This is a genomic window from Planctomycetaceae bacterium, from assembly GCA_041398785.1.
Lineage (GTDB): Bacteria > Planctomycetota > Planctomycetia > Planctomycetales > Planctomycetaceae > JAWKUA01.
Window position 1 is genome coordinate 17,267 of sequence record JAWKUA010000023.1, and the last position, 24,615, is coordinate 41,881.

The 24,615-nt window shown below is 60.2% G+C and carries 20 protein-coding genes and 1 pseudogene; 8 read left to right on the forward strand and 13 right to left on the reverse strand.

Annotation, left to right across the window (positions count from 1 at the left end; translation table 11 throughout):
* Window positions 1-11: 11 nt before the first annotated feature.
* Window positions 12-611: a nitroreductase gene (locus R3C19_22065; GenBank protein ID MEZ6063040.1), complete on the forward strand. Its 600-nt coding sequence runs from the start codon at window positions 12-14 to the stop codon at window positions 609-611.
* 49 nt (window positions 612-660) lie between these two features.
* On the opposite strand, the gene R3C19_22070 is transcribed toward R3C19_22065, so the two are convergent.
* The gene (locus tag R3C19_22070) at window positions 661-3,699 is read right to left on the reverse strand and encodes a PQQ-dependent sugar dehydrogenase (protein ID MEZ6063041.1); all 3,039 of its coding nucleotides are present in this window, start codon (window positions 3,697-3,699) and stop codon (window positions 661-663) included.
* A 237-nt stretch (window positions 3,700-3,936) separates the two neighbouring features.
* Here R3C19_22070 and R3C19_22075 point away from each other — a divergent pair, with 237 nt between their 5' ends.
* Window positions 3,937-5,475 (forward strand): YifB family Mg chelatase-like AAA ATPase, encoded by a 1,539-nt coding sequence (locus R3C19_22075; GenBank protein MEZ6063042.1) that lies wholly within the window; start codon window positions 3,937-3,939, stop codon window positions 5,473-5,475.
* Window positions 5,475-6,140 carry a DUF447 family protein gene (locus R3C19_22080; GenBank protein MEZ6063043.1) on the forward strand — a complete coding sequence of 222 codons (666 nt, stop codon included), beginning with the start codon at window positions 5,475-5,477 and terminating at the stop codon, window positions 6,138-6,140. Before R3C19_22075 ends, R3C19_22080 begins: the two co-directional genes overlap by 1 nt.
* Before the next feature lie 363 nt (window positions 6,141-6,503).
* On the opposite strand, the gene R3C19_22085 is transcribed toward R3C19_22080, so the two are convergent.
* The 7 genes from R3C19_22085 to R3C19_22115 form a co-directional block, all read right to left on the reverse strand.
* Window positions 6,504-7,487, reverse strand: coding sequence for an alpha/beta hydrolase (locus tag R3C19_22085; protein ID MEZ6063044.1), 984 nt, complete (start codon window positions 7,485-7,487; stop codon window positions 6,504-6,506).
* Between the two features lie 415 nt (window positions 7,488-7,902).
* The gene (locus R3C19_22090) at window positions 7,903-8,292 is read right to left on the reverse strand and encodes a transposase (GenBank protein ID MEZ6063045.1); all 390 of its coding nucleotides are present in this window, start codon (window positions 8,290-8,292) and stop codon (window positions 7,903-7,905) included.
* Window positions 8,293-8,468: 176 nt separating this feature from the next.
* Window positions 8,469-9,680 carry a type II toxin-antitoxin system HipA family toxin gene (locus R3C19_22095; protein ID MEZ6063046.1) on the reverse strand — a complete coding sequence of 404 codons (1,212 nt, stop codon included), beginning with the start codon at window positions 9,678-9,680 and terminating at the stop codon, window positions 8,469-8,471.
* A 10-nt stretch (window positions 9,681-9,690) separates the two neighbouring features.
* Window positions 9,691-11,373, reverse strand: coding sequence for a DUF262 domain-containing protein (locus tag R3C19_22100; protein ID MEZ6063047.1), 1,683 nt, complete (start codon window positions 11,371-11,373; stop codon window positions 9,691-9,693).
* A 338-nt stretch (window positions 11,374-11,711) separates the two neighbouring features.
* Window positions 11,712-12,332 carry a hypothetical protein gene (locus R3C19_22105; protein ID MEZ6063048.1) on the reverse strand — a complete coding sequence of 207 codons (621 nt, stop codon included), beginning with the start codon at window positions 12,330-12,332 and terminating at the stop codon, window positions 11,712-11,714.
* Between the two features lie 2 nt (window positions 12,333-12,334).
* The gene (locus R3C19_22110) at window positions 12,335-15,118 is read right to left on the reverse strand and encodes a serine/threonine-protein kinase (protein MEZ6063049.1); all 2,784 of its coding nucleotides are present in this window, start codon (window positions 15,116-15,118) and stop codon (window positions 12,335-12,337) included.
* A 155-nt stretch (window positions 15,119-15,273) separates the two neighbouring features.
* Window positions 15,274-15,936, reverse strand: coding sequence for a sigma-70 family RNA polymerase sigma factor (locus R3C19_22115; GenBank protein MEZ6063050.1), 663 nt, complete (start codon window positions 15,934-15,936; stop codon window positions 15,274-15,276).
* 222 nt (window positions 15,937-16,158) lie between these two features.
* Between R3C19_22115 and R3C19_22120 the strand changes: the two genes are divergently transcribed.
* Both R3C19_22120 and R3C19_22125 read left to right on the forward strand, forming a co-directional pair.
* Window positions 16,159-17,322, forward strand: coding sequence for a calcium-binding protein (locus tag R3C19_22120; GenBank protein MEZ6063051.1), 1,164 nt, complete (start codon window positions 16,159-16,161; stop codon window positions 17,320-17,322).
* Window positions 17,323-17,589: 267 nt separating this feature from the next.
* Window positions 17,590-18,045: a hypothetical protein gene (locus R3C19_22125; GenBank protein ID MEZ6063052.1), complete on the forward strand. Its 456-nt coding sequence runs from the start codon at window positions 17,590-17,592 to the stop codon at window positions 18,043-18,045.
* Window positions 18,046-18,172: 127 nt separating this feature from the next.
* Here R3C19_22125 and R3C19_22130 read toward each other — a convergent pair whose 3' ends face one another.
* Window positions 18,173-19,006, reverse strand: a complete 834-nt coding sequence (locus tag R3C19_22130) for an N-acetylmuramoyl-L-alanine amidase (protein MEZ6063053.1) — start codon at window positions 19,004-19,006, stop codon at window positions 18,173-18,175.
* 680 nt (window positions 19,007-19,686) lie between these two features.
* Between R3C19_22130 and R3C19_22135 the strand changes: the two genes are divergently transcribed.
* Window positions 19,687-20,715 carry a hypothetical protein gene (locus R3C19_22135; GenBank protein ID MEZ6063054.1) on the forward strand — a complete coding sequence of 343 codons (1,029 nt, stop codon included), beginning with the start codon at window positions 19,687-19,689 and terminating at the stop codon, window positions 20,713-20,715.
* On the opposite strand, the gene R3C19_22140 is transcribed toward R3C19_22135, so the two are convergent.
* Complete coding sequence (locus R3C19_22140) at window positions 20,697-21,386, reverse strand: TIGR04283 family arsenosugar biosynthesis glycosyltransferase (protein ID MEZ6063055.1); 690 nt, start codon at window positions 21,384-21,386, stop codon at window positions 20,697-20,699. The two genes, R3C19_22135 and R3C19_22140, sit on opposite strands and share 19 nt — an antisense overlap.
* 435 nt (window positions 21,387-21,821) lie before the next feature.
* Here R3C19_22140 and R3C19_22145 point away from each other — a divergent pair, with 435 nt between their 5' ends.
* Complete coding sequence (locus tag R3C19_22145) at window positions 21,822-21,980, forward strand: hypothetical protein (GenBank protein MEZ6063056.1); 159 nt, start codon at window positions 21,822-21,824, stop codon at window positions 21,978-21,980.
* Window positions 21,981-21,992: 12 nt separating this feature from the next.
* Window positions 21,993-22,172, forward strand: a pseudogene (locus R3C19_22150) (heavy-metal-associated domain-containing protein).
* Between the two features lie 75 nt (window positions 22,173-22,247).
* Here the strand turns inward: R3C19_22150 and R3C19_22155 are convergent.
* The 3 genes from R3C19_22155 to R3C19_22165 form a co-directional block, all read right to left on the reverse strand.
* Window positions 22,248-23,039, reverse strand: coding sequence for a hypothetical protein (locus R3C19_22155; protein MEZ6063057.1), 792 nt, complete (start codon window positions 23,037-23,039; stop codon window positions 22,248-22,250).
* Window positions 23,036-23,650 carry a GTP cyclohydrolase I FolE gene (folE, locus tag R3C19_22160; protein MEZ6063058.1) on the reverse strand — a complete coding sequence of 205 codons (615 nt, stop codon included), beginning with the start codon at window positions 23,648-23,650 and terminating at the stop codon, window positions 23,036-23,038. The genes R3C19_22155 and folE overlap by 4 nt, the downstream gene beginning before the upstream one ends.
* A 140-nt stretch (window positions 23,651-23,790) precedes the next feature.
* A complete protein-coding gene (locus tag R3C19_22165) occupies window positions 23,791-24,585 on the reverse strand; it encodes a hypothetical protein (protein MEZ6063059.1) in 795 nt (264 codons plus the stop codon).
* Window positions 24,586-24,615: the final 30 nt, after the last annotated feature.

Here is a 24,615-nt window from a genome sequence, read left to right on the forward strand (position 1 = left end):
TTGCGAATCGAATGAGCACTGAATCGCCATCGACCGTTGATATCCTTCGGCGCGTCATCGCCGGCCGCCGCAGCATCAAGCCGTCGGAGTTTCGTGAGGACCCGATTCCCGACGATATGATTCACGACATGCTGAACAACGCCAACTGGGCTCCCACACACGGCATGACCGAGCCCTGGCGTTTCTTTGTCTTCTGCGGTGACGCTCGCCGACGGCTGGGCGAATTCCTGGCGGACGTGTACGACGGAATGACACCGCCGGAATTGCGAAAACCCGCCAAAGGTGACCAACTGATTTCCAACGCGTGCCGGTCGTCTCACGTCATCGCCATCGCGATGCGGCGGCAGGTCAGCGAGAAGATCCCCGAATTGGAAGAAATCGAAGCCGTCGCCTGTGCCGTTCAGAATCTGCACCTGACGGCGACGGCATACGGAATCGGTGGCTACTGGTCGTCGGGGGCCGCAATCTGCAGCAGTGCTTTTCGCGACCATCTGGGGCTCGGTGAAAAAGACCGCGTACTGGGACTCTTTTACCTTGGTTATCCCGCCAATGGCTGGCCACAGGGGAGTCGCACCCCGTTTAAGGACAAGGTCACCTGGCTGCACGAGTAGCCGCACCGCTTCACGCCCGCCGGCGTGCAACAATCCTTTCGGTCCGCCGTTAATTGTCCGACGCAGATGATGTTGACGGCGGCAGCTCCGTGATCCAGCGAGCCAGCAGCGCCACCGCGCGCTGGTCAACTTTCGCGGTCGCCAGTTGAGGCATCTGACCTCGGCCGCGGATCGTCATGCGGTGCAGCAACACGGATTGTTCGGGCGAACCCGGCGCCACAAGCTTCGCATCAGCGATGCCGAATTTGTCGTGCAGCGGCACCACGTCGATGATGTTGGCTCGTTCCAGGCTGGATGCGAAATCGAGCTTCATCTGAGCATTCCCGCCACCGGCTTCCACGTGACACTGCGCGCAGTTGGAATGCAGATACGATCGAACCCGCGACGTCAGATCGGCGGTTTCGTCGTATGGATCCGGCAGGCGATCAAGCTTGTCTGCCGATTCCGCAAGCAGCGACGATGCAGCCGGCGCGGTGCGCTGTCCTTCCGCGGCATCACCGGCCGCACCGTTCAATTTCAGGACACCCAGCCATTCGAAGACTTCCAGTTGATTCGCAGCAACGCCGTCGTAGTCGTGAACTCTGTTGAGCTGCAGCGACGACAGCCCCAGAACAAACTTTGCCGCTCGGCTGTGACAGACCATGCATTCGGTTCGGCTGGGAAACCGCCACGGCTGTTCGGTGGCCGTGCCGCCGGCATCCGAAACCTGGAAGACCGCGTCACGGCCTTCTTTGTCGACAAGAAACGCGTCGGTTTGCTCATCGTTCCACGCGTACGAATACCCAAACCATTCGCCCTGCTGCCTGACCAGAAACCGCGTTTCCACCCAGCGACGCGATGCGGGATCGCCTTCACGCTGCTCCAGGGCGAACGACTTCACGGTGACGGTGCCGTCCGGAAAATCCCAACTGCTGCCGGTTTGAAAATCGATCTGAGTCGGCCGCTCGTCGCCGTCCACGGTCATCGTCGGCGGTAGATAAACGTACCGGCTCTTGATGCTGCCGTCGGACCACAACGGTGAATTCACCGAATACGGAATCACTCCGGGATGCACTTCGTGACCGGCGACGGATGCGAACAGCCCGCTGTCACTCAACTTCTTTGGAAAATTCTCCGCCGCACCGGCCGGCGCGGGATTTCGTTCGAATGTGTACAGACCGCCGTCGCTGGCCTTGTGGTCGACAATCAGCAGTTCACCATCCGAATCGATGGCAAACGCGGCGATCTGCAGTGTTGTGTCGGCCAACTCCTTGTGCCACATGACGCTGCCGCCACTCACCTTCGCTCCCCAGATCTTTCCGGTGGAATAGTCGCCGTAAATGTAGGCTCCCGCCAGTTCCGGAAATCGCTCGCCGTAGTACACGACTCCGCCGGTCAGCGATCGGGATTCGGAATGAGGATGCTCCAGCGTCGGCTTGACGTGCGGTGTCGGGCCGAGTTCGCGGTTGGCATAAAACACGTGACTGCCTTCGTAAACGCTCCAGCCGTAGTTGTCGCCCCGCTGAACAAGATACGCCTGTTCGTAAAGATCCTGACCGTTGTTTCCGACCCACAGGTCACCGGTTTTCGGATCAACCGTCATGCGCCACGGATTGCGGAGTCCATAGGCCCACGTTTCGGGACGAACGCCGTCCTGTCCGACAAACGGATTGTCGGAAGGCACGCTGTACATGCGGCCGTCGTCGGGATGTTCGACGTCGATGCGCAGCACCTTGGCCAGCAGATGATCCAGTCCCTGGCCGGTCAGATTCGTGTCGGAATCGCTGGTACCGTCTCCGCTGGTGACGTACATCATGCCGTCGAGCCCGAACGCCATCGCAACACCGTTGTGACCATCGGACAGCCACGAAATGATTTCCACGGCGGATTCCGGATCGACGGTATCCGAATCGCGATCAACCGTCAGTCGCGTAATCATGCAGTACTTTTCTCCACCCGCTTCCTTTGCCGCGTTCCAGCCGAGATACACGTAGCCATTGTCCGAATATTGCGGATGGAAACAGATGCTGTAGGCCAGCCCGTCGTGCGGAAAGTCGTACAGGGTCTCGACTTCGCCGGATACAGGATTGTCGGTTGTTCGAATCAGTCGAGTCGGCCCGGACGACCACTTCTGATCCAGCAGATACAAACGACGACTGCCTGGCTCGTTGACGGCTACAACAGGAAACGTCAGCGACAACTTCGGCATCGTTCGCGTGGCGACAAATGGCAGCGGTGGTTCGGGTGAACCGGCGACTTTCGACGGCACGCGATTCCAATTCTGCTTCAGCAGCGTCAGTCGATCCGATGTTGCGTCACCGTCAACATCGGCGATGTCGCGGCGCTGCGGGCCGATGAACTTCAGAAGCGCAAACTCTTCATAGTGATGGAAGTTCGGCTTCTCCTGTGAAGCCAGCGGCGCGCAGGTGGAAAGTTCCGGGCTGTCTCGTCGACTGGAGCGGTCGTAACGACACAGAGCGAACCGCCACTGTTCATCGACAACCGGCCGGCCTCCGGTGCGATTCAGATCCGACCACGGAATGCGGCCTTCGACAGTCCAGCCTTCGTCGGTGTCCGTCCGAACGTTGAGTGTGCCTCTGGTGACAACCTTCGCGTCAATGTGAAAGGTGCCGTCGTCCACCGATTTTTTGAAGCCGCCATCAAAGCGTTTTGGCAGGAATTCGTCCTTAACGGTGCCACCCGCCCACAACTGGAAATTGTAATATCCCGGCTTATCTTCGGCGGGCTTGAAGAACAATTCGAAGACATCCCCGCGCCAACTCATGAATGGCCCGTCGTCGCCCGCGTCCAGATCGTCGTCGTCCATTTCGGCAAAGAAGTACAGGTACTGCCGATCCCATAACAGCCGAGCCTTCGTTGCCGCACGAGCCGGACGCGAATCCTGCTGAAGCCACGGCAGGTAGAAGTGATCGATTACGTCCGCCCGCTGCCAGGCAGCATCATCGGCCACGCCGTCGATCGTCGGTGCTTCGCCGGCGAAGCGGCATTCAAATTCCGACCGGACGTCTTCACCGTGCGCAGCGGATGCGACGACGCAAATCAGACAGCCGAAAACGATTGACCACAATTTCGAAACGAAAGTCTTCACGACGCGCTCCTGTTGGGATTCCGAGCGGCATTCGGCTGGTGAGCCTGGCCGAAACGATGATATCGCTGACACGTCCGAGTCGCCACAGACGGGATTTCTGCAGCAGCCTGCAGCGTGATTCACCGTCAATGCTGCGGGTGTCGTTTGCAACACCGTCTCCCGAATGTCAAACTGCCGCGCGGCGCGACGGAATGCGACTGTGAATCACATCTCTGACATCGCCGCGGGCACTGCCGAATGCTTTCCAGACTTGCAACTTACACCCTGCTGGGCATCGAAGCTCGCTCGGTTGAAGTGGACGTCGACATCTCCCCGGGCGCACTTCCCAAAACAATTCTTGTCGGCCTGGCCGAAGCTGCCGTCAAGGAAAGCACTCACCGCATCGAACGGGCTCTGGTCAACAGCGGCTACGGTCGCCCGATGGACCGTGTCGTCATCAATCTGTCGCCCGCCGATCTGCCCAAGGACGCCGCGTCGCTGGATCTGCCGATTGCTCTGGGGCTGCTGATTTCCGACGGGCAGATCGAACCGGATCCCGACATCAAAGCCGTCTACGTCGGCGAACTGGCGCTTGACGGCAGCCTGCGTCCCGTCAAGGGCGCGTTGTCGATGGCGCTGGCCGCGCGAGCCGCCGGGAAGACTCACATCGTCGTCCCCACGGCCAACGCGATGGAAGCCGCCGTCGTTGATGGCATCGACGTGATTTCCGTCGGCATGCTGGCCGAAGCCGTTGGATTTCTGACCGGTCAACTGCCGCTGGAGCCCGTCGTGTTCAGCTGGGATCACGCTCGCACCAGCTTCGGCCGCTATGACATTGACTACGTCGACGTCAAAGGCCAGGAAATGGCCAAACGAGCCGTCACGGTCGCCGCGGCGGGAGCTCACCACATTCTGCTGATCGGAAGTCCGGGGACCGGCAAGACACTTCTGTCGCAGCGCATCTGCACGATCCTTCCCGAACTGGAACCGGAAGAGAGCCTGGAAACAACTCGCATCTACAGCGCCGTCGCAATGCTGGAACCCGGCCAGCCGCTGTTGCTGAGACGTCCGTTTCGGTCGCCGCATCACACGATCAGCGAAGCCGGCCTGGTCGGCGGCGGCAGCATTCCTCAGCCGGGAGAAATCAGCCTCGCTCACCACGGCATTCTGTTTCTGGACGAACTGCCGGAGTTCAACCGCCGCACTCTGGAAGTCATGCGGCAGCCGCTGGAAGATCAGTGCGTGACGATTTCGCGAGCGATGGGCAGCGTGACGTTTCCCGCCAACCTGATGCTGGTCGCGGCGATGAACCCGTGTCCGTGCGGCTTTCGAGCCGACCCGAAGCGACAATGCACATGCAATCCGCTGCAGGTCGAACGCTACCTGAGCCGCATCAGCGGGCCGCTGCTGGATCGCATCGACATTCACATCGAAGTGCCGCCCGTGCCGTTTCGCGAACTGTCCGACTCCACGGAAGGCACATCCAGCGCGACGATGCGGGAACAGGTCGAGTCCGCTCGCCAGCGCCAGGCCGCTCGCTTCAAATCGTCAGGAACGCGAGTCAACGGCAAGATGAAACCACCGCAAATTCGAAAGTTCTGCAAGGTGGCCGGCGAAGCCGAACAGATGCTGAAAGCGGCGATGGAGGAAACCGGTCTGTCGGCTCGCGCACACGACAAGATCCTCCGCATCGCTCGCACGATCGCCGACCTGGACGACAGCGAACACATCCAGGCTGGTCATCTCAGCGAAGCGATCAACTATCGCACGCTGGATCGCAACTACTGGCAGCAGTAATGATTGTCGAAGGAATCCTAACCAGCGTCGACAGCGCCGGCACGCTCAACGTCGCTCCCATGGGACCGATCGTGCATGGCGATTTTGAACGACTGACATTGCGTCCGTTTCAGACATCGACAACATTTCGCAACCTGATCGAAACCGGTTGCGGCGTGTTTCATGTCGTGGACCGCGTTGACCTGATCGCGAAGGCAGCGATCGGACGACTGGACGAAAATCCGCCCACCGAACCCGCTCGCGCGGTCAACGGCCGAGTACTGCAAGACTGCTGCAGGTGGTTTGAATTCCGCATCACGGACCGCGACCTGTCCGACCAGCGTTCGGTGCTGCACGCCGAGATCGTTCATTCACAGCAGCGCCGCCCGTTCTTCGGCTTCAACCGAGCTCGCCATGCGGTGATCGAAGCAGCGATCCTTGCAACTCGAATTCATCTGACAGGAACCGAACCGGTGCTGACCGCGTTCGAAACGCTGCACTCAGCGGTCGACAAGACCGGCGGCGAAGAAGAACGTCAGGCTTTCGAGTTGCTGCAAGATTACGTCACCCACTGGTCGAACTCGCAGCATCCAGGTGCATGTCAGGATGCCAAAGCCATTTTTCAGCCACCGGAACCGGAAGGTCTCCAACGCATCAGCGACTCCGAGCAAAAGCACGAGGTCTGAATGCCGCTGTTCATCGTCGGATTGCGGATCGCAGACCGGCGAGCCACACTGAGTGACGAAGCCGCTCGATGCTTGTCACATTGCATCAGAAATCAACCGGCGCGCCAGGTACAGTGCGCTGGCCCTTGTGTTTTGATGTGTGGCACTGGCTGTGCCGGTGCGTTCGCGATGCTGAAACCACCCGCACAGCCAGTGCCACACAACTCTTCCAACCAGTGCTGACAAGGCACCAGGCGAATTCCCTCCGTTTCTGCCGCCCGAAACAACCCGGGACTCTCGACACCAGGACGAGGAGCGTCGAATGGCCACGTTGCTGCGAGACCCTGTACGGGCACCCGTTCCGAGGATGTTCCGAACGCACCGTCATCGCTCACCGGCGGCTTGCAGATAGCCGAGTGATTCCAGGAACATGTCCAGTTCACGGAGGGTTCGGTAGTAATCCTGAGTCGCGGCGGCCCGTTGCTGGCCCTGCCCGCGGCCGGGATTGAAGAAGCCGTGAGGACGGCCTTCGTAGGCTTTCAGTTCGCAGCGATTTCCGGCGGCTGTCATGCGGTCGCGAAACAGTTCGACGGAAGCAAACGGCACCGCTTCGTCGTTCGTTCCGTGAAAGATGATCGTCGGCGGCAGGCCGGATCTCACAAACCCGATGGGCGAGATTTCTTCCGGGCGTCCGTCCGCTCGTTCGCGAATGGATGCCGCCTTGTCCGGTGGAAACAGGTTCTCTGCGCCTTCGATCGGAGCCAGTGCCACGGCGGGATTGAACAGCACCAGTGCGTCCGGCATGGAACTGACGTCGGTGTGGTCACCGTCTTCGAATCCCGGCACCAGAGCCGTCGCCGCGGCCAGATGTCCGCCGGCCGATCCGCCTCCGGCCGCGATCCGGTGCGGGTCAATTCCCAACCGGTCAGCGGACGCTCGCAGCCAGCGAACGGCTGCTTTGGCGTCACGGACACAGTCCTGAGGAAACACGCCCTGACGCGACTTGACTCGATAGTCGACAGAAACTGCCACCATGCCGCGCTCTGCCAGATGGCGACACTGAGGCAAAAACTGACCGGGCGTTCCCGCGTTCCAGCCTCCTCCGAAAAAGAACACTATCGCCGGTCGTCGTTCCGTCGGCTGATGATCCTTCGGCTGAAAGATCCACGCCTTCAGTTCGGTGTCCCCGACGGTTCGGTAAGTCTCCACCGTCGCTCCCGGCATTTCCGGCGGATAACTCCAGCTTATCAGCGGTTCCTCCACGACGCTCTCCGCCGACGATTCCGACACGGCTGCGGCTTGTTGACCGTTCACCGGTGCTGCAACAACACAAAGGAATACGAATGCCAAATGGATTCTGATCGTCATCACGATGATTCTCCTTCCGCGGGAATGGGCTGGCGACGGCACGACTGTAGCCGGGCAGGTGCTAAATGTCAGTCGCAGCCTTCGAAGCGGAAGTGCCGTTCGTTCCTGGCACCACTTCGCTTGCACCGCCTGACCTGGTGCGTGGCTTCACACGCGACCCGACGAACATCGCGTGCCGATGGTTCAGTGAGCCGGTTGCTGTAGAATGCCCCTGGGTGTTGAGAGCCAGACGATGGCGGCTGGATTGGGACAAAACGCATCAGGCATTTTTTTCTCGGCCCCCCCCCTGGCCGAGTGGTCGTTTCCAGATCACGACGAACGGTGCTGCTTCTGGTCCAATGGTCGTCACCGTACGCGTGCCACGACGGACGCTGTGCCGCAGCGATGTGAGTTCAGCTTCTGTCTCCATCTTATCTCACCCACGAACGCCAGTTTCGTGGCAGAGGCGCATCGTCAGGAATCGCCAGCCAGAGTCGTTCATCGTCTGGCTGGCGGCGAAATAAGTGGAACTCCAGTGCCATTCTTCCGCCATCTTGATGAAATTCAGTCCCACGGAATTTCGTTCGACGTATCTCATCATTGTCAGCAGATGGCCGTCGGACTGCACCGGATTCGACTTGAATCGCCCCTGATACAAATGCCCGGTCCCGCCGGTTTCGTAGTGAGCGTGCCAGCGCATCGTGTGCCTGACAGCCAGGCGACGGAAGAATTCGCTGACCTGATCGCTGGTTTCAGGCCGGACAACAAAATTCCAGTGATTCGGCGGGCCACCATGGCATAAATCGGCAGCAGCACAATTCCCCATGTCTCTGCGACGACACGTAAGAACGCGGCAAAGTCTTCCGGCTTCTCAGGAATCGTCCGCCGCGCCACCGCTCGATTCAGAAGGTGGAACAATTCACCTGCCGGACAATTACGTTTTGTGCGTGCCATCGCGGAAGTCGAACAAGCCGCGACACAAATTAGAAGAGAGCTGACGCCTCAATGGTCTGAGCCACTTGTGAGCGGAAGCTCCTCAAGATGACGTTGAATCCGGGCCCGATGCGTTTCGGCGAACGCCTGCCGCATGTGCGGCTGGGTCCATGCTTCAAGGGCCGCGGAGACCAAACCCGTCACCGTGGCGATTCCGAGTTCCGGAGAGATTCCCAATGCGTGGTACAGCGTTTCGAATGATCGCAAAGTCACTTCGGAAAACCTGCGGATGCCGCCGAGCGACAGAGCAAGCTGTTCTTTGCCAGGTCGGAAGTAACAAATCGTCGACACGATATCGTAGGCTGGCGACAACTCCGCGTTTCTGCGGTCCGGGTAAATGACGGAAAAATTCTTCAGATGGGCATCGCCGTTTCCGCAAATCACTGTGAATGCAATCTGCCGGAGGAATTCAGCAGCGCTGTTCGGAGCGATCCACGAAATCACGCGCCCGATGTCTTCATAGCTTGAGTGATATTGCCGGTCGCCTGGCGGGCGATCGAGAATTTGACCGAAGTCTTCCATGTGGATTCGACCTGTTGTCGAGCGATCGAAGCGGGCGATGGTGAAGACCGCACCGTTTCCCGTCGGCATTCCGTCCGGAATCGCATCGAACTCGTCGGATCGTCGAAGCTCGAAGTCGGGCACGCTGACACCGGCTGCCCTGGCCCAGTTCATCGTCGCGAATTCACACTCGGGCAGGCCCGGATATTCTGGCGCGTCAAACTTGGCAATGCATGCGACGCCGTCACCTTCGGCCGAGGTTGTGAGTCCCCGCCCCGAAGATCGAGCGGACAGTTTCCACTGCGCACCCGCAAGCGAGAATTTCAGGCCTGGAACTGCATCGTCTGACTGCGCTGGTGGAGGTAATTCTGAACCCCGGCGCGCCAGCGGTGACTCAGTGGGGGTCAACACGACCGCGCCCGGCATGTCGCGGCCAAGATATTGCAGCAGCGAGAAATCATCCTGCTCGTCAATGCCCAGTAGTCGTGTGCGCCAGGTTCGCATCACGCCCTGCGGCAGCAGGTGAGCAAACCAGCAGACTGGTCCGTCTACGCAGATTGGATGGGGCAAACGGTCTTCAAACAGTTGCCCGAGGACGGGCCGATCCGGGAGCAGCCGCGACACATAACTGTCGGAGAACGTGAACTGCTGAGCCTCATTGGGCAACGCTTCCAGCGTTCCAACTTCCACTTCGCCGACTTCGACCTTCAGCGCATTCATCAGAAGTCCGCTATTCGGTCGCCGACGCGACGAGAGGTTCATTCGTCAGGCTGCGCACGGACGGCCGGATATCAACCGCTTCTCCAATACGATCAGCGATGAATCGCGGCAGATAGTCCAGAAGGATTCCGCGCCGGCACTTACGAAACTCTTGCACGCTTCCGGCTAACGCGAACTGCACCGCGTCCTCCGACAAGAGAAACGATGCCTGATTGTACTTGTCAGCAGATATCGGTTCGTGCGCCGTCATCCCGTCGAGACGGATCACAATATCAGTCCCGAGCGTGTCCTGCTGACCAACCAGCAACGGTCTGTAGAACTTCGCGTGCAGCGCGTCTTCCGCCGACGTTGATTCGTCTGAGTCGGAATCGGCTTCCGGTTCCTCGCCGGCGAACAGAGTGGGCTGTTCGAGGGCCGCGGGAGAATCACTTCGACGCGGTCCGGCGGCCAGTAACGCCAGAATGAAGATCTTCGAAGCCGCACTCTTCAGGCTGATCTTCTGGTCAATCTTCTCGATCGGGTTCTTCGCCAGCGAGTCAACAGTCACGTCGCCGAGCGTCCGGATGAGTCCGGCCATCGTGGCTTCCGCGTCAACTCCGCTGCGGATCTCGTTCACCAGGCTGCCGACTTTTGCGTCGGAAGAATCTTCGTGCCGGCCCGACAGTGCTCCTCTCCAGATCCAGCGTGCGGCAAGCTGGTCGGCGCGGGAATTCTCGGCGGGGAACTGATCGTAGAACGCGGACAGAATGTACAGCGGAAGCCGATAAGGCATCAGTTTGAAGACCGGGATTCCGGCCCAGCTTGTGATCGTCGTGATCGCGCGCCGAACGGCTGCTTCCGTCCGTTGAATCAAATTGTCGGGCAACAGATTCTCCGATCCGACTTGATCGGCTGTCATCGGATGACAGATGGCCTTCAGGCATCGCAGAAACAGATCTTCGTCCAGAGTTCCGAAGCCAAGATCGAACAGGCGGGCGACGGCACTTCGAATCGGCTGTTCACCTTCATGACCGTACAACGCCTCAAAGATCTCAGACTCGCGCATGCCGATTCCGCCGGTATTGGCACGAGTGAAGATCAGACGCAGCACCTCGTCATTGGCACCGTCGACGATATAGGCGGGAACTTCGTATTCACGAACGGCTTTGCCCAGTTCAAGAGCGCGGTCCACCAGGTCTTCACGTTCCTCGGCGTGAGGCCAGTTCCGAATCCACTTGAGCTGTTTGACGGAATCGCTGAGCACATTCAGCGGAATCCATGCCGGTTCCGGTTCGCGTCGCTGCAATACTTGAAACGTCTGCTTCTGAAGGTCGTACCAAACAGCCCAATAATCGCGTTTCGGAGCGAGTTCCTTTCGCAGCAGGGCCGCAACCAGTGCCGTGAGCCGCTGCTGGCCGTCGACGACCCACAGGGCCGCGTGCTGGGCGTTCACCCGAAAGTTGACGGGGCCGAACGAGACACTTCCGCCCGGAGCGGTGTCGCGTGAAAGCAGCAGATCGCCAATCGGAAAACCACGACGAATGGAATCGAAGAGTTCCAGGACGTTCTTCGTTCGCCAGCGCAGCGGCCGTTGAAAGTGTGGGATGCGCAGGATTCCTCGACGGGCTTCATCGAGCAACTGCTCGACACGAAAACCGCGTGCTTCCGGGCGACGGTCGAGTGCCGGGATCTGTTGTTCTGGAGAGGCAGTCATTAAGGAAGGACACCGCAGCTTAAGACAGGGTTCGACGGACGCGGCAACGATAGTCGATTTGCAAGCCATCGTACACAGCCGGAACTGGTCGTGAATGCCGGATCGTAACCGGGCTGGCAGGCTGTAGAAGGCCAGAGGTTTTCCGAATGAGGATTCAGGCTGTTACGGCAGACATTGCACTTCTGCGTGCGAGTCCATCCTGCCACGCGGACCGACCAACATCATGATTTCCGCATCGCAGCTTTGCTCCGGCGGCATGAAGAATTTGGTCTGGTCCGCCGGATACGTCACGCGTTCCCGACCAGTTCAGCGAGACGCTGCCAATGCCCGCGGCGATTTCACGGTATTCGCCACAGCGCAACCTCACAGAAGCCTCTCCCCCGACCAGCGATCGTGGCCAGCGTGCTGCCGTTGCGGGAGAAGACGGCTCGGCGAACACCGCCGACGTGGTGGTGGTCGGCACAGAACAGTTGCCGACCTGTTTCGACATGCCAGAATCTCAGGCTGCCGGCTTCGCTGCCGCTGACCAGAGTGCGACCGTCCGGCGCGAACGCCAGAGCGCGCTCGTCCTGACGACTGCCTGACAACGTGTGCAACACATCACCGCTTTCTACATCCCACAGTCTGATTGTGAGGTCTTCTCCGGCCGAAGCGAGAATTCTGGAATCGGCCGAAAAACACAGCGCCCGGACGAACCGGCGGTGACCAGTCAACCACCGTGCGGCCGCGTCCGACCTCAGGTCGTTGATCTGCACCTTCACGTCAGATCCCCCGCCGACACCTGTCGCCAGCCAGCGGCCATTCGGCGACACCGCCAATGCGGAACATGTGTTGCCAGCGAATGGAATGACGCCGACAACGCTCCCGTCGACAGGATTGAGCTCCCTCACTGCCTGAAGTCCCTGCAGCACAAACAAACTGCGACCGTCGTGCGAAAACGCCAGGTCGACAATCGTCACGCTTAACGGAAGCTGCCTTTGCCAATGTTGGGCACCGTTTGAATTCCAACATCCCAATTGTCCCGCTGCATTCGCGACGACGACTGACTCACCGTCGGGCGCAAAACGCAGGTGAGAGACGCGGCCGTCGAATTCCGGCGGGCGATCGCATGTCGACAATTCGCGGCGCGTGGCGACGTCCACAATCCGGAATAATGGATCGTCGCCGCACAGCACCAGCCGCTTGCCGTCCCCGGACAAATCCGCAGCGGACAGGTTTGGGTCATTCGGAAATGAAAACCGGCCAGGATCCCCGTGAGAAATCGCCTGCCGCCAGTGCCACAGCCGAACGGTTCCGTCGCGGCTGGCGGACGCCAGAGTTTCACCGTCCGGCGAGAATGCCAGCGACCAGATGTCCTGATCGTGGCCTCGCAGCACACCCAGTGCCTGCCCGCGCGGTCCCAAAGGCGAATCGTCAGGTCGCGGCTGGCGGTTGCCAGCGTTTGTCCGTCGGCGGACGCTGCCATCGCCAGCACAGTATCGTTATGTCCCGACAGAATCTCCCAGAGACGGGCATCCGCGCGGCCGAATCGAACTGTCCCGTCGCGGCTGGCCGTCACAAGCAACTCGTCATTTTGCAGCAGGGCGATATCGCCGATTTCCCCAATGTGATCCTCGCGGTGATGCAGCAAGGTCAGCATCGCCGCATCGCGAACGACGAATTCGCCGTTGCCGTGACCGACTAGCAGCCGGTGACCATCGGACGTGAGCTGCAGACTGGTAACGCCGTCGGCGGCTGTTTCCAGCGTGTCGAGAATCGCACCAGTTTCTGCGTCCCAGACGTGTATGTCGTCGCTTCGCCCGCCTGAGAACAGACGCCGGCCATCGGGCGAGAACGCCAGCTCATAGATACCGTTTTCTCCGTCGGTGAGCAGTACCAGCGAACAACTTCCGTCGGCGGGATTCCAGATTCGAATCGTCCCGTCATCCCCGGCAGACGCAAGGACGTCACCTCCCGGCGAAAACGCCAGCATGTTCACGTCGCCGACATGTCCGTCGAGCGACAGCAGTTCCTGTTTTGAAGCGGCGTCCCAGAGCTTCACCTGGCCGTCCTGCCCTGCCGTTGCGATCCAGCGTCCGGCGGGATCGAACCGCACACACGTCACGCCTCTGCGATGCCCCCGCAACGTGACCCACAGCGCTGGTTCCTCGAGCAGCGATTCGAGTGCAAACCATTCGAAGCCGCGCAGATCAGACTCGGCCGCGATCGGGTCGCCGGCAGCCGGGTGGGATTCGGCTTCGCCGGGACGCCAGCGGTTCAGGTATTCTCGAAACCGCGGCAACTGAGCGTTCTGCCATGCCTGCCACGCCAGGCCGATGTCGTCCACGTACGCCTGCAGTTGAGCCATGCGTTCGATGCGTTCAGTTCGCTGCCGCATCACATCCAGCCGCCGGTGATGTTCCTTCCATGCGAACAGTCCGCTAGCCGAACCGACGATCAGCAGGGCGGCCAGCGCCGCGGCGAACGGCCGACGTCTGGCCCACTTGACTGTCCGCGCGAACACGCTGGTCGGGCGAGCCTGAATTGGCTGGCCTTCGAGAAATCTGTTCAGGTCATCCGCCAATGCCTGCGCGGTCTCGTACCTGTCCAACGCATCACTTCGCAGGCATTTCAGGCAAATCACATCCAGATCCGCCGGTATACGACGACACAGTCGCGAGGGTGGCGCGATTTCGACCGAACCAATCAGCTTCAGCGTCTCGAGCGGCGAATCGCCGACGACCGGCACTTGCCCGGTGAGACATCGGTAAAGAACCACTCCCAGTGCGTAGATGTCCGTCCGCTCGTCGACTGGCTTCCGACCGTCTGCCTGTTCGGGAGCCATGTACTCCGGTGTGCCCTTGATGATTCCGGACTCCGTCGGCTCGTCCTGCAGATGCGGCAGGACACCGTTCAGCGACTTCGCCAGCCCAAAGTCCGCAAGTTTCGGGACAAACCAGTCATCCCCGACCTGCACCGCGCTTGCTGACTCACGGTTCGAAGGTGCCAGCAGAATGTTTCCCGGTTTGATGTCGCGATGAATCAGGCTCTGTGCGTGCGCGTGCTGAACCGCTCCACCAAGCAGCATGATCAACCGCGCTGCCTGGCGAACCGGCAGCGGTTCGCCGAGGCTGGCAAGACGCTGCGACAAGCTGGGTCCGCAGACCAAAGCCGACGCAATGTATGGCACACGGTTGGATTCACCGGCGGCAAATGTCTGGACAACGTGTTCGTGGGAAAGCCGCGAAGCCGCTTGTGCTTCGCGCAGAAAACTCTTTCGGTCAGCTTCATGAAACCACTGACGAGGTGAGGGAAGTTTGAGAGCGACTTCACGATGCAGTTTCCGCTCAACGGCCCTGTACACGACTCCGAAGTGTCCGCTCCCCAGCCGCTCGTGAATCTCGTAGTGGTCAGGTACGACATCGTCGGCGGGACGTTCAGAAGTCTGCGTGCCGGTGAATTCAGCACGACCGCGGAGGCCGACTGACTTGAAGTCTACGTTGGTTCCCGGCGACAAAGCTCTTAGTTCCGCAATCGCTGCGCGAAATGCTGCGCCCGTTGCGCCGTCACCGCTGAACACAATCGTGCCGCTGGACGAGTCCTTTTCCGCATCCAGGCTTTGCAGAATCGCGAGGCACCGTTCACACGTCTCAAGGTGAGCCGCCATGTGCTCGATCAGACTCTCAGGCTGCAAACCTGACGCGAACTCCCGCCAATGACGAATGTCCGGACAGTCAACGATCTGTGCCTGTTCCAAATGCCCCATCCGTCGAGGTCCTCGCTGATCGTTCAAATTGAAGCTATGCGTCGGACCTGGCCGTTGGTGGCGCTGCTTGCATTTCGCAGGCTTCGGATTGTCCATGTCCGCGAACCACGTTCCGTACGTCTGCCCCTTGCTGTTCACAGCCCTTGTTCAGTGTTCTAAGCGTGCTGATCGTTCTGCCCGTGTTCAGCAGTCTGGAAGTATTCCCGCAGCTTTCGCCTGACACGCGACTTTGCCGTATAGACGGCTGCTACGGTCATCCCAAGTTCGTCTGCCGCCAGATCAGACCTCATCCCCTCAAGCTCCGTCAGTTCGAACGCTCGCCATGACCGAGGCTCGAAGCAGGCTCGCACTGTGTCCAGATCACCCAGCAGGCATTCGGACAGCCCCTCGGCGCGGACGTCACCATCGTCAGCAGGGGATTCGACCGGGTCGGGAATCTGCAGAATTCCGGCGTACGCATCGCTGCCTCCGACCGCGACAGGAGTCCGACGGCTGCCGCGAAAATGATCAGTCAGTTTGTTCCGTGTGATCGACCACAACCATCCACGAAACGTGTCTCCCGTTTGCCTGTACCGGAATTGATCGATGTTCAGGTAGACGGCGTAGAACACCGACTGCATGACGTCCGCGGCGTCGGCGGAAGACAGCCCCCGTCGGCAGCAATGGTCAAAAACAATCTGACCGTACAGGTCCAGCAGGCGCTGCCAGGCTTCCGGCTGATTCGCCCGCGCGCCGCGCAGGACACTGGACGCCGTCGATTGAGAATCCCGACCGGAAATTCCGGCCACGGTACCGGAACGGTGAGATGGATGCGGCATTGATCGGCCCTCGCCAGAATATCTGTCGCATTCAGGGAGCCTGCAGCGTGACGGCAGGCTGTTGCCATCCGACACTCCCCTGTCCTGCCATCGAGTGTACCCTGATCTCCACTCGGTTCACACCAACAGGGGCTTCAGTGCGCTCAATTTCACAATTCACCGAAAGTCGTGACAGCGCGATTTCGTTATGACTGATGTCGCCCTGCTTGTCGGAGAAAAACCGTGCTTGCTGCAATCCTCGGCAGATTTCTGCCACAGCGTCGTCGGCATCGGTCCTGCGGCCCCGACCGCGCGGAATCTGAACAGCTCGAAGTTCGCGCGCTGCTGACCACGATCAGAATTCTCGGTACGGACATGCCGGACGTGGTGAAGGTCGAACAAACTGGGATTCCGGGGCAGATACTCATCACGGTCAACGGCCAAGTCCGCTTCCGGGCAAACGCCGACGGCCGCGACATCGAAATCCACACATTCGGCGGCAATGACGACGTCACGGTTGCTCCCGACGTCGAACACGCGGCCGAGATCTTTGGTGGTCCCGGCGACGACACGCTGAAGGGCGGTGCCGGAGACGACAGGATCATCGGCGGCATCGGCCGTGACACGATCAGCGGCGGTGACGGCAATGACGACCTCTACGGCGACACACCCCAGGCCGGCAGCCGCGGCAATTTCTGTGGCACAGTCGATTCGGAATTCCACGACGATGACATCGTCGATGGTGGTCCCGGCAACGACCACATTCGAGGCTGCGATGGTCGCGACAAACTGACCGGCGGCCCCGGCGACGACAGAATCTTCGGTGATCGCGGCGACGACGAGCTTCACGGCGGTGACGGCGACGACGAACTTCACGGCGGCCGGGAAAACGACACGATTCAATGTGGCGATGGCAATGACACGGCCTTCGGCGATCTCGACGACGATGTGATCGACGGTGGTGCCGGCAACGATACGCTTTCCGGAGACAGTCCGGAATACCGGGAAGGCCAGATTATTTCGACGGAGGAAAACCACGCAAACACAGGCAACGACACAATCCGCGGCGGTCCCGGCGACGACATCATCCACGGCAATGCCGGAAACGATTTTCTTCATGGCGACGCAGGAAGTGACACGCTCTGCGGCGACACCGGCAACGACGATATCTACGGCGACACTCCGCCGGACGAGCAAGGCAACCCTGTAGACCCCGAAAACGACGGCCCCGACACAATCAACGGCGGTGCCGGCAACGACGTGATCCGCGGCGGAGGTGCCCGCGACATCCTGAACGGAGGCCCCGGCACCGACACATTCCCCGATGTCGAGGCCCAGGAAACGGTTTCTCAGGACGGCGATCCGGAATTCGAATGCGGCAACAGAAACATCGATTCTGAGTGTTGAACCACGCCGGGCTTTGGCTGACCCGTCGCGAGCCGCGCTTCACGAATTCGAAAAAATCGTGACAGATCCGTTTCGTTATCTGTGCAGGCGCCGTGTATGCGCCACCTTCTGCGCTGGGCGAGACATTCGGGTGGTTGCGTGTTCAAGTCAGCTCATGCTGACTCGGTTGCAGTCATAGATTCTGAGGACTCAACCGGCACCGGACAATGATGGTTCGAGCGCAGCGAACAACATGCCACCGAAACTGCAAAGATAAAGCTGCATACGATGAACGTCACTCAGGTTTTTCTCGCTTTGGTCATCGGAATGCTGACGCTTGCTGTGACGTATACGCTGGGCTTCCAGGCGGGCGAGGAATCGCTGTCCAGTCCCGGCCGGGGAACCGTCGGTCCGCCGGCACCGGATCTCATCGAAGACCTCGAGGACGGCATGCTTCGAATTCACGACGACAACTGTGTGCTGTGGGCTAACTACGGTGACGACCGGGAGGTTGGGTTGGTTCCCAGTAGCGATCTACATGCGACAGTCGCCATTTACGCCGGCACACCGATCTTGAAGCGACCGTACAAGATTTACCCGACGGTACAGGCCGGTGAGCGGATATTTGTCCCACGCGACCATACAATGATGGTCCTGGGACGAAAACGAATGCCGTATGAGCAGGACGAATTCGATCCGAAGTCGTCTTCCAGCGGTCTCAAACGTGGCGCACCACAGCGATGATACGTTCGATGCGTTGCCTGGCGTCGAAGTCACCGTGACGTCAACAGACGATGAAGTGGCGACGCTGCATCCGGACAACAGCGGCGACATGGACACCAGGGGGAACGCTGAGCGGGGTTACACGGTCTCACGACAACGTCCAGATTGCGCTCGCGGTGGCGGCATCGACGCGGCCGTTTTCCGGGAGGCCCATTTCGTGGAAATGCTTCTGGAACATTCTGACTGCCCACACGGTTTTCTGACCGTAGTCGCCGTCGGGAGTTCCCACGCTGTATCCGATTCGCCGCAGTGCCTCCTGAAGTTCCTGCACCGGGTTGCCGGTGACCGTCGAACGAACTGTGCCGCCGAACCGTCGTGACGTGTCGTTGTCCCCGCTTCGCAGGGCACCGGTTGGAAACTGATCCAGAAAACTGCCGGGAAACGGCGGCGGTGCCACGCCGACTCTGCGGCCGATCCCAGGACTCAGATTCTGAGGTTCCAGCTTCGACCACTGAAACGTCGATCCGGGATCGCCGCTTTTGCGCCCCAGACGCCCGCTGTCGTTTGTGCCGATGTCGCTGCGTCCGATGATTCGACTGCGAGGAATTCCGTATGCTTGCACCAGCGCCGTCAGCAAAGTGATCAGCGACGCATATTGCGCCGCCGGGTATGAGCAGCTGCGGTGGACGACCTCGATTCCGATGGACGCCGCGTTCACTCCGTTTCGAGGGTGCCAGTAAGTAGTGCCCGCCTGCCACGCCGCCTCACTGACTCGCACGATTTTCACGATCTGACCGTCGGTGTCGATAATGTACCCGGCACTCGCCCGGCCTGTTCCGGATCCGTGCATGAAATGATTCAGCGCCGGGCCGATGACCGGACCGCCGGTGTCATGAACGATGATCAGATCGACGGTTGACGTGCCGCCGCGAGCACTGCGGTTGGGCGACTTCATCCACAGCGGCTGCAGGTTGACGATCACTCTGGGAGCGCTGGCCGTCGAGACCGAGCAGAACAAATGTCGCTGACACCTTTATCGCCCCCCTCGCCTGCACCTTTATCGCCCTTCAAACGCAGGCGCCACGGCTACCCGCTCATGCAGGACCCCGCGACGTGCTCAAAGCGAAACTCCTCGATGATGATAAAGGGAAAGCCTGAAACAGCTTAGGCTCACGACAGTGCCATTCGTCGCTGACACCTTTATCGCCCTCACCGGTGCTGCAACAACACAAAGGAATACGAATGCCAAATGGATTCTGATCGTCATCACGATGATTCTCCTTCCGCGGGAATGGGCTGGCGACGGCACGACTGTAGCCGGGCAGGTGCTAAATGTCAGTCGCAGCCTTCGAAGCGGAACTGCCTTTCGTTCCTGGTACGACTTCGCTTGCACCGCCTGACCTGGTGTGTGGCTTCACACACGCGACGCGACGAACATCGCGTGCTGATGGTTCAGTGAGCCGGTTGCTGTAGAATGCCCTTGGGTGTTGAGAGCCAGACGATGGCGGCTGTGAGGGACATCAGGCTTCTCCGTGACTGTCCCATGGCGACAGTCGACGTCCCGTCCCCTGCAGAGGACTGATCGTGCGAGGCGGTGCGTGGGCTTCCTTCTGTTCGCTTCGGATCAAATGAGCCAGCAATGCGCCGGAAGGCGGTTCACTGATGATGAGCGTTGACGTCACAACCGGCTCCCGGCTGCACTTCGGACTGCTGAGTGCCGAAGCCGGTTTGCCGTGGCATTATGGTGGAGTCGGTCTGATGATCGATTCGCCCGGCTGGCGGGTTCGCGTGTCTTTCGCTCGGTGCGATGAAGTGGTTTCGGCGGTCGGTGACGATTGCGAGGCCGCGGCGAGAGTGGATTCCATCGTGAAGCAATGCCGCGCGGTCATGCCCGAACTGCCGCCGCTGCGAGTCGAGATGCTGGAATCGTCACCACTGCATTCCGGGATGGGGGCCGGAACTCAGTTGGCGCTGTCGGTTGCCAGCGCCGCTCAGTTGATCGCGGGAAATTCCGCCGGCGAATCACTGTACTCGATAGCTCGCAGTCTGAATCGTGTGCGGCGTTCGGCGATCGGAACGGCAGGCTTCGAACGCGGTGGATTCCTGGTCGATCACGGTCAGCGACAATCTCAGTGCTCCAGGCAGTTGACGGCAGCACCGACTTGCAATCGCGTGCGGCGTCTGCCGTTTCCCGACGAATGGCGGATGGTCCTCTTGACTCCCGTCGCAGGTTCCGGGGTTTCCGGCGACAGCGAAGAGGCCGTGTTTCAGAAGTCGCGAACGATGTCGGACGAGGTCATGGCGTTGCAGATCGACCTGATCGAACATCGTCTGATTCCGGCCATCGATGCCATCGACTTTGCGACGTTTCGTGATGCACTGGAAGAATACGGCACGGCTGTCGGACGGTACTTCACCGCAGAGCAGGGCGGCGTGTTTTCCAGTCCGCTGATTGCGGACGCTGTCTCGTGGCTGGCGGAGCGCGGTGTCAGCGGAGCCGTCCAGTCATCCTGGGGACCGACAGTTTGCGTTCCCGCGGAGTCCGCAGACGCCGCGCGATCGGTTCGCGACCTGCTGGCGTCGTGGCACGCAGCCGGTGCGATACGGGTCCGTGTAGCAAACCCGCTGAACACGGGCGCCACGATTCGCAGGACGGCCCCGGAACATTCCGATCAGCGATTCTTCGCATAGAAGCGGGCGAGCCGGTTTGGCGAAATCCCCAGGTGAGCGGCCGTGATCAGCGACCAGTTTGTCAGCGTCTGCCGAATCGCGCCGCGTTGTTTCCAGCGGCGGGCGGAAACCGTGATCGGCGTCGAAATCGCCAGCAGCGGACCGAGTCGTTTCAGGCGTTTCATGAAGTACAGGTCTTCCATCAGCGTCAGTTCCGGAAACCCGCCGAGACTTCGAAACGCGTGGGTTCTCACGAAGATACCCTGATCACCGTAGGCCCATTTCAGCAGCCGGGCACGCGCCAGATTGCCGGCTTCGATCACTCGAAAGATGCGATCGGCACTGTCGATTCGCTGCCGGAAGAACCCGCCGACTGCGTTCGCGGGTGCGTCCAGTCGCCGGCGCAGATCGTGAATGGCATCGGGATGCAGCCGGCAATCGGCATGCAGGAACAGCAGCACGTCGCCTTCAGCAACTGCCGCTCCGGCATTCTGCTGAATGGCCCGCCCGGGCGACGTTACCAGCACTGTCGCTCGCTGCTTCCCGGCGACCATGGTCGTTTCGTCAGTGCTGCCACCGTCGACAACAATGACTTGTGCGGCGCCGGCATCGTGCGCGCTGCGGATAGCGTCGGCGATCAGCGACTGTTCGTTCAGCGCCGGAATGATGACCGAAACTCGCAGCTTCTCCATGATTTGAGCGTTCGCTTGTTCGAAGTTGGACGAGCCTGAGATTGTAACGACTGGGGAATTGCTTCGATTGCGTTATGGCCGCTCTGCCGCGAAATCAGTGATCCGGCCGTTCGACGATTCGTGAGACGGCAGCCACGCACATCAGTGCGGATTTCTGAAGTCCGTATGTCGCGAAGGAGTTGCGGCGTTCGAAGTTGCGCGGCGTTCATTGCATTGAATCCTCCGGCCTGCCGACCATGCGAGTTTGCTCGCACCGCTTCCCGGTTTGCGTTTTCTGCTGAAGGCCGGCACGTTTCGGCATCAACAGTGCCGGTGGGCAAATCGACGCTTTTCTCCGGGTCGTTTCGAGCAATGATGTTTCCAGCGGACGATGCACTCGCGACGATGAGAAGTCGGTGGACCGATTTCTGGATCCTTTACTTAACAGGACAAAACATGCGCAAACCCATGCTGTGTCTGATGCTGGGTGCTGTCGTCGGATGTGCCGACGGCCAGCCTCCCGCACCAGCAACGTCAGCGGCGCCGCAGGCCTCTCCGGAGGACATTGCCAGCGCCGTTGCTCTCGTGAAGTTTCATTGTCCGGGAATGCACTGAGGCGGATGCCGCGGGACCGTTACGGCGACCCTGCAAGCGCTACCGGGTGTAGCGACACTGGAAATTGATGCTCAGGCAAGAACGGTGGTGGTCTCCGGCAATGCCGGAGCGTTCGTCGTGGAAGACGCCATCCAGGCTCTGGAAAAATGCGGCTTTCCGGCTGATTCGACTCAGGACCTGACCAAGTCCTGAATCCCGATCGCGGGAAAGGACACGAGCCGAAAGCGTTCGCCGAACAGCGGCGAACGCTTTTTTGTGCGCGCACGATCAGAAGGGAATCTTCATGTCGCGTTCCAGCAGCGACGCCGCCATTTCGGCCATGAACACCAGAATCAACCCCGCGAACAGGACTCCCGTCGCTGACTGAGTGTTCCGATACTTCAGGATTCTCCAAACGATAACCGCGACGGCCAGCGGGACGACGATTCCGCCGATCCAGCGTGTCGCCAGCCAGATCGTTCGCGTCAGGTCCTCGGAGGGAAATCCGAATTGAGCCGCCGACCACGCTGACGCGACCAGGCGAACTCCGCCGGCAGCACTGATGGCTTTGATGAACCACCACAGCGGCCGGATCGACATCGTCGGAGTTGTCAGGTACCAGTGCCCCAGCAACATTCCAGTCATCACGGAACCTAAAACTGCGGCCGAAGAGAAATCAGACAGCAACTGCAAAGGCAGCGACGCCTGATTCGGAACCCGACACGAATGCAGTCCCAGCGCCACAATGGACGCCAGAGTCAGCATGTGGATGCAGATGTTTCCGGGAAGTCTTCGTCCCAGCGCCCAGAAGACGGAACCGGCATACGCAGCGACGGCGACACCGATTTCCACCAGTCGCTGCTGTCCGGCAGTCGCGACGGATAATGCTGCTGCAGACGGTGCATCCGGAAGATCGTCCCAGGTTCCCGCTGACGAAAGCAGCAGCGCGGCCAGTACGGCCAGCCCCAGCAGCAGGCGCATCTGAATGCGGAAGAACCCGTCAGTCACGTCTTTGCGGGGCATCAGCCACCACATCAGAGTGATGCCGGCCGACAATTTCAAAACGAACAAAGCAATCATCGGCCGTTGATCAGCGCCATCGCTTCTGCGCGACTGGACGTGTTTTTCTTAAAGAGGCCGCGAACAGCGCTGGTCACCGTCAATGCGCCGGGTTTGCGAACGCCACGAATCGTCATGCACGTATGTTCCGCCTCCAGCACGACCACGACACCCTTCGCGTCCAGTTCCGATTCGATCAGGTCCGCGATGGTGTGAGTCATGCGTTCCTGAACCTGCGGGCGACGTGAAACTTCGTCGACGACGCGAGCCAGCTTGCTGAGTCCGGTCACGCGGCCTCGCGGAATATAGCCGACATGAGCCGTACCGATGAAAGGCAGCAGGTGGTGCTCACACATACTGTGAAACGTGATGTCCCGCACCAGCACCATCTCGTCGTATTCTTCCTGGAACACGCGCTGCAGATGGCGTCCGGGCTCCAGATGCAGCCCTCCGAACATTTCGGCATACATCCGGGCGACTCGCGCTGGTGTTTCCAGGAGGCCATCGCGGCCGGGATCTTCACCAATCGCCGCCAGAATTTCCCGCACAGCGGCTTCGATTCGCGGCTGATCGATATGACGGGCTTCCGGCGGAGTGGCTCCGCTGGCCAGCGTCTGGAGACTGTTATTCATAAACGCCCGATGGCTGCCAGTTGCAAAACGCGGGATTGTATCGGTGCGATCCTGCCTTTCAAACGGAGGTCGTTCGCCGACTGTCGCCTGACTCCACGCGATTCGGCCCGGGGCGCGGGAATCTCCCGGCACCGGTTCTCCTACGATCGTTTCGCCAGATGCTCGGCCAGTTGCACGATCACGCCGGACAGAAACCGATCGAGATGCGAGGCGGCTTCGTCCGTCCTTTTTCGCCACTGATTCAGTTCCGGCGCGCGTTTCAGATTTCGCACCAGACCGCCCAGCAGCCCGCCGACAGCGCGACTGTTTCGATGGAAGATCATCGAGAATGCGTCGCTGGGCACGTCTTCGGCAAGACCGTCGATGATCGCGCGAATCGAAAGGAATCGCGTGCCGCGTTCGTCGCACACCTGAGCGACCGCCAGACTGGTTGTGTCCACCGCAAAGGCGGACGTTTCCGCCGCAAGTTTTTGCTTGTCGGCCGGCGTCGACGGGTGCTGATCGGCGACCAGATGCCGACGAACAAGCACGCGTCGGGATTCGGGAATCGGACACTTCAGAGTTCGCAGGTTGCCGTGCGTATCTGTGATTTCGCTGGCCAGCGACAAGTCGCCGGCATTCAGTTCCGGTGACAATGACGAACTGAAACCCACGGAAATCACCCACGCCGGGTGGTGTTCCGCAATCAGTGTCTGAGTCGCCGTGCGGTGCCGGGAAAACCCCGTACCTGCTTCCGCGATAGCGACCCGGATTGTCTCGTTCAGGAAACCGCCGCGATAGGCGATATTCTGGTCGACATATTTTCGCCTACGATCCAGCCGCTTCAGAAATCGGCCGACTTCACCGTTGTGGACGCACACGATTCCGACGTCGGCCGAACGCCGGTCAGTGGCCGCGTTCTCGGCGGAGGAACGATCGCTGGCTGCGTCCGACATACGTGCTGAGTCAATTCATTGTGGCAAACA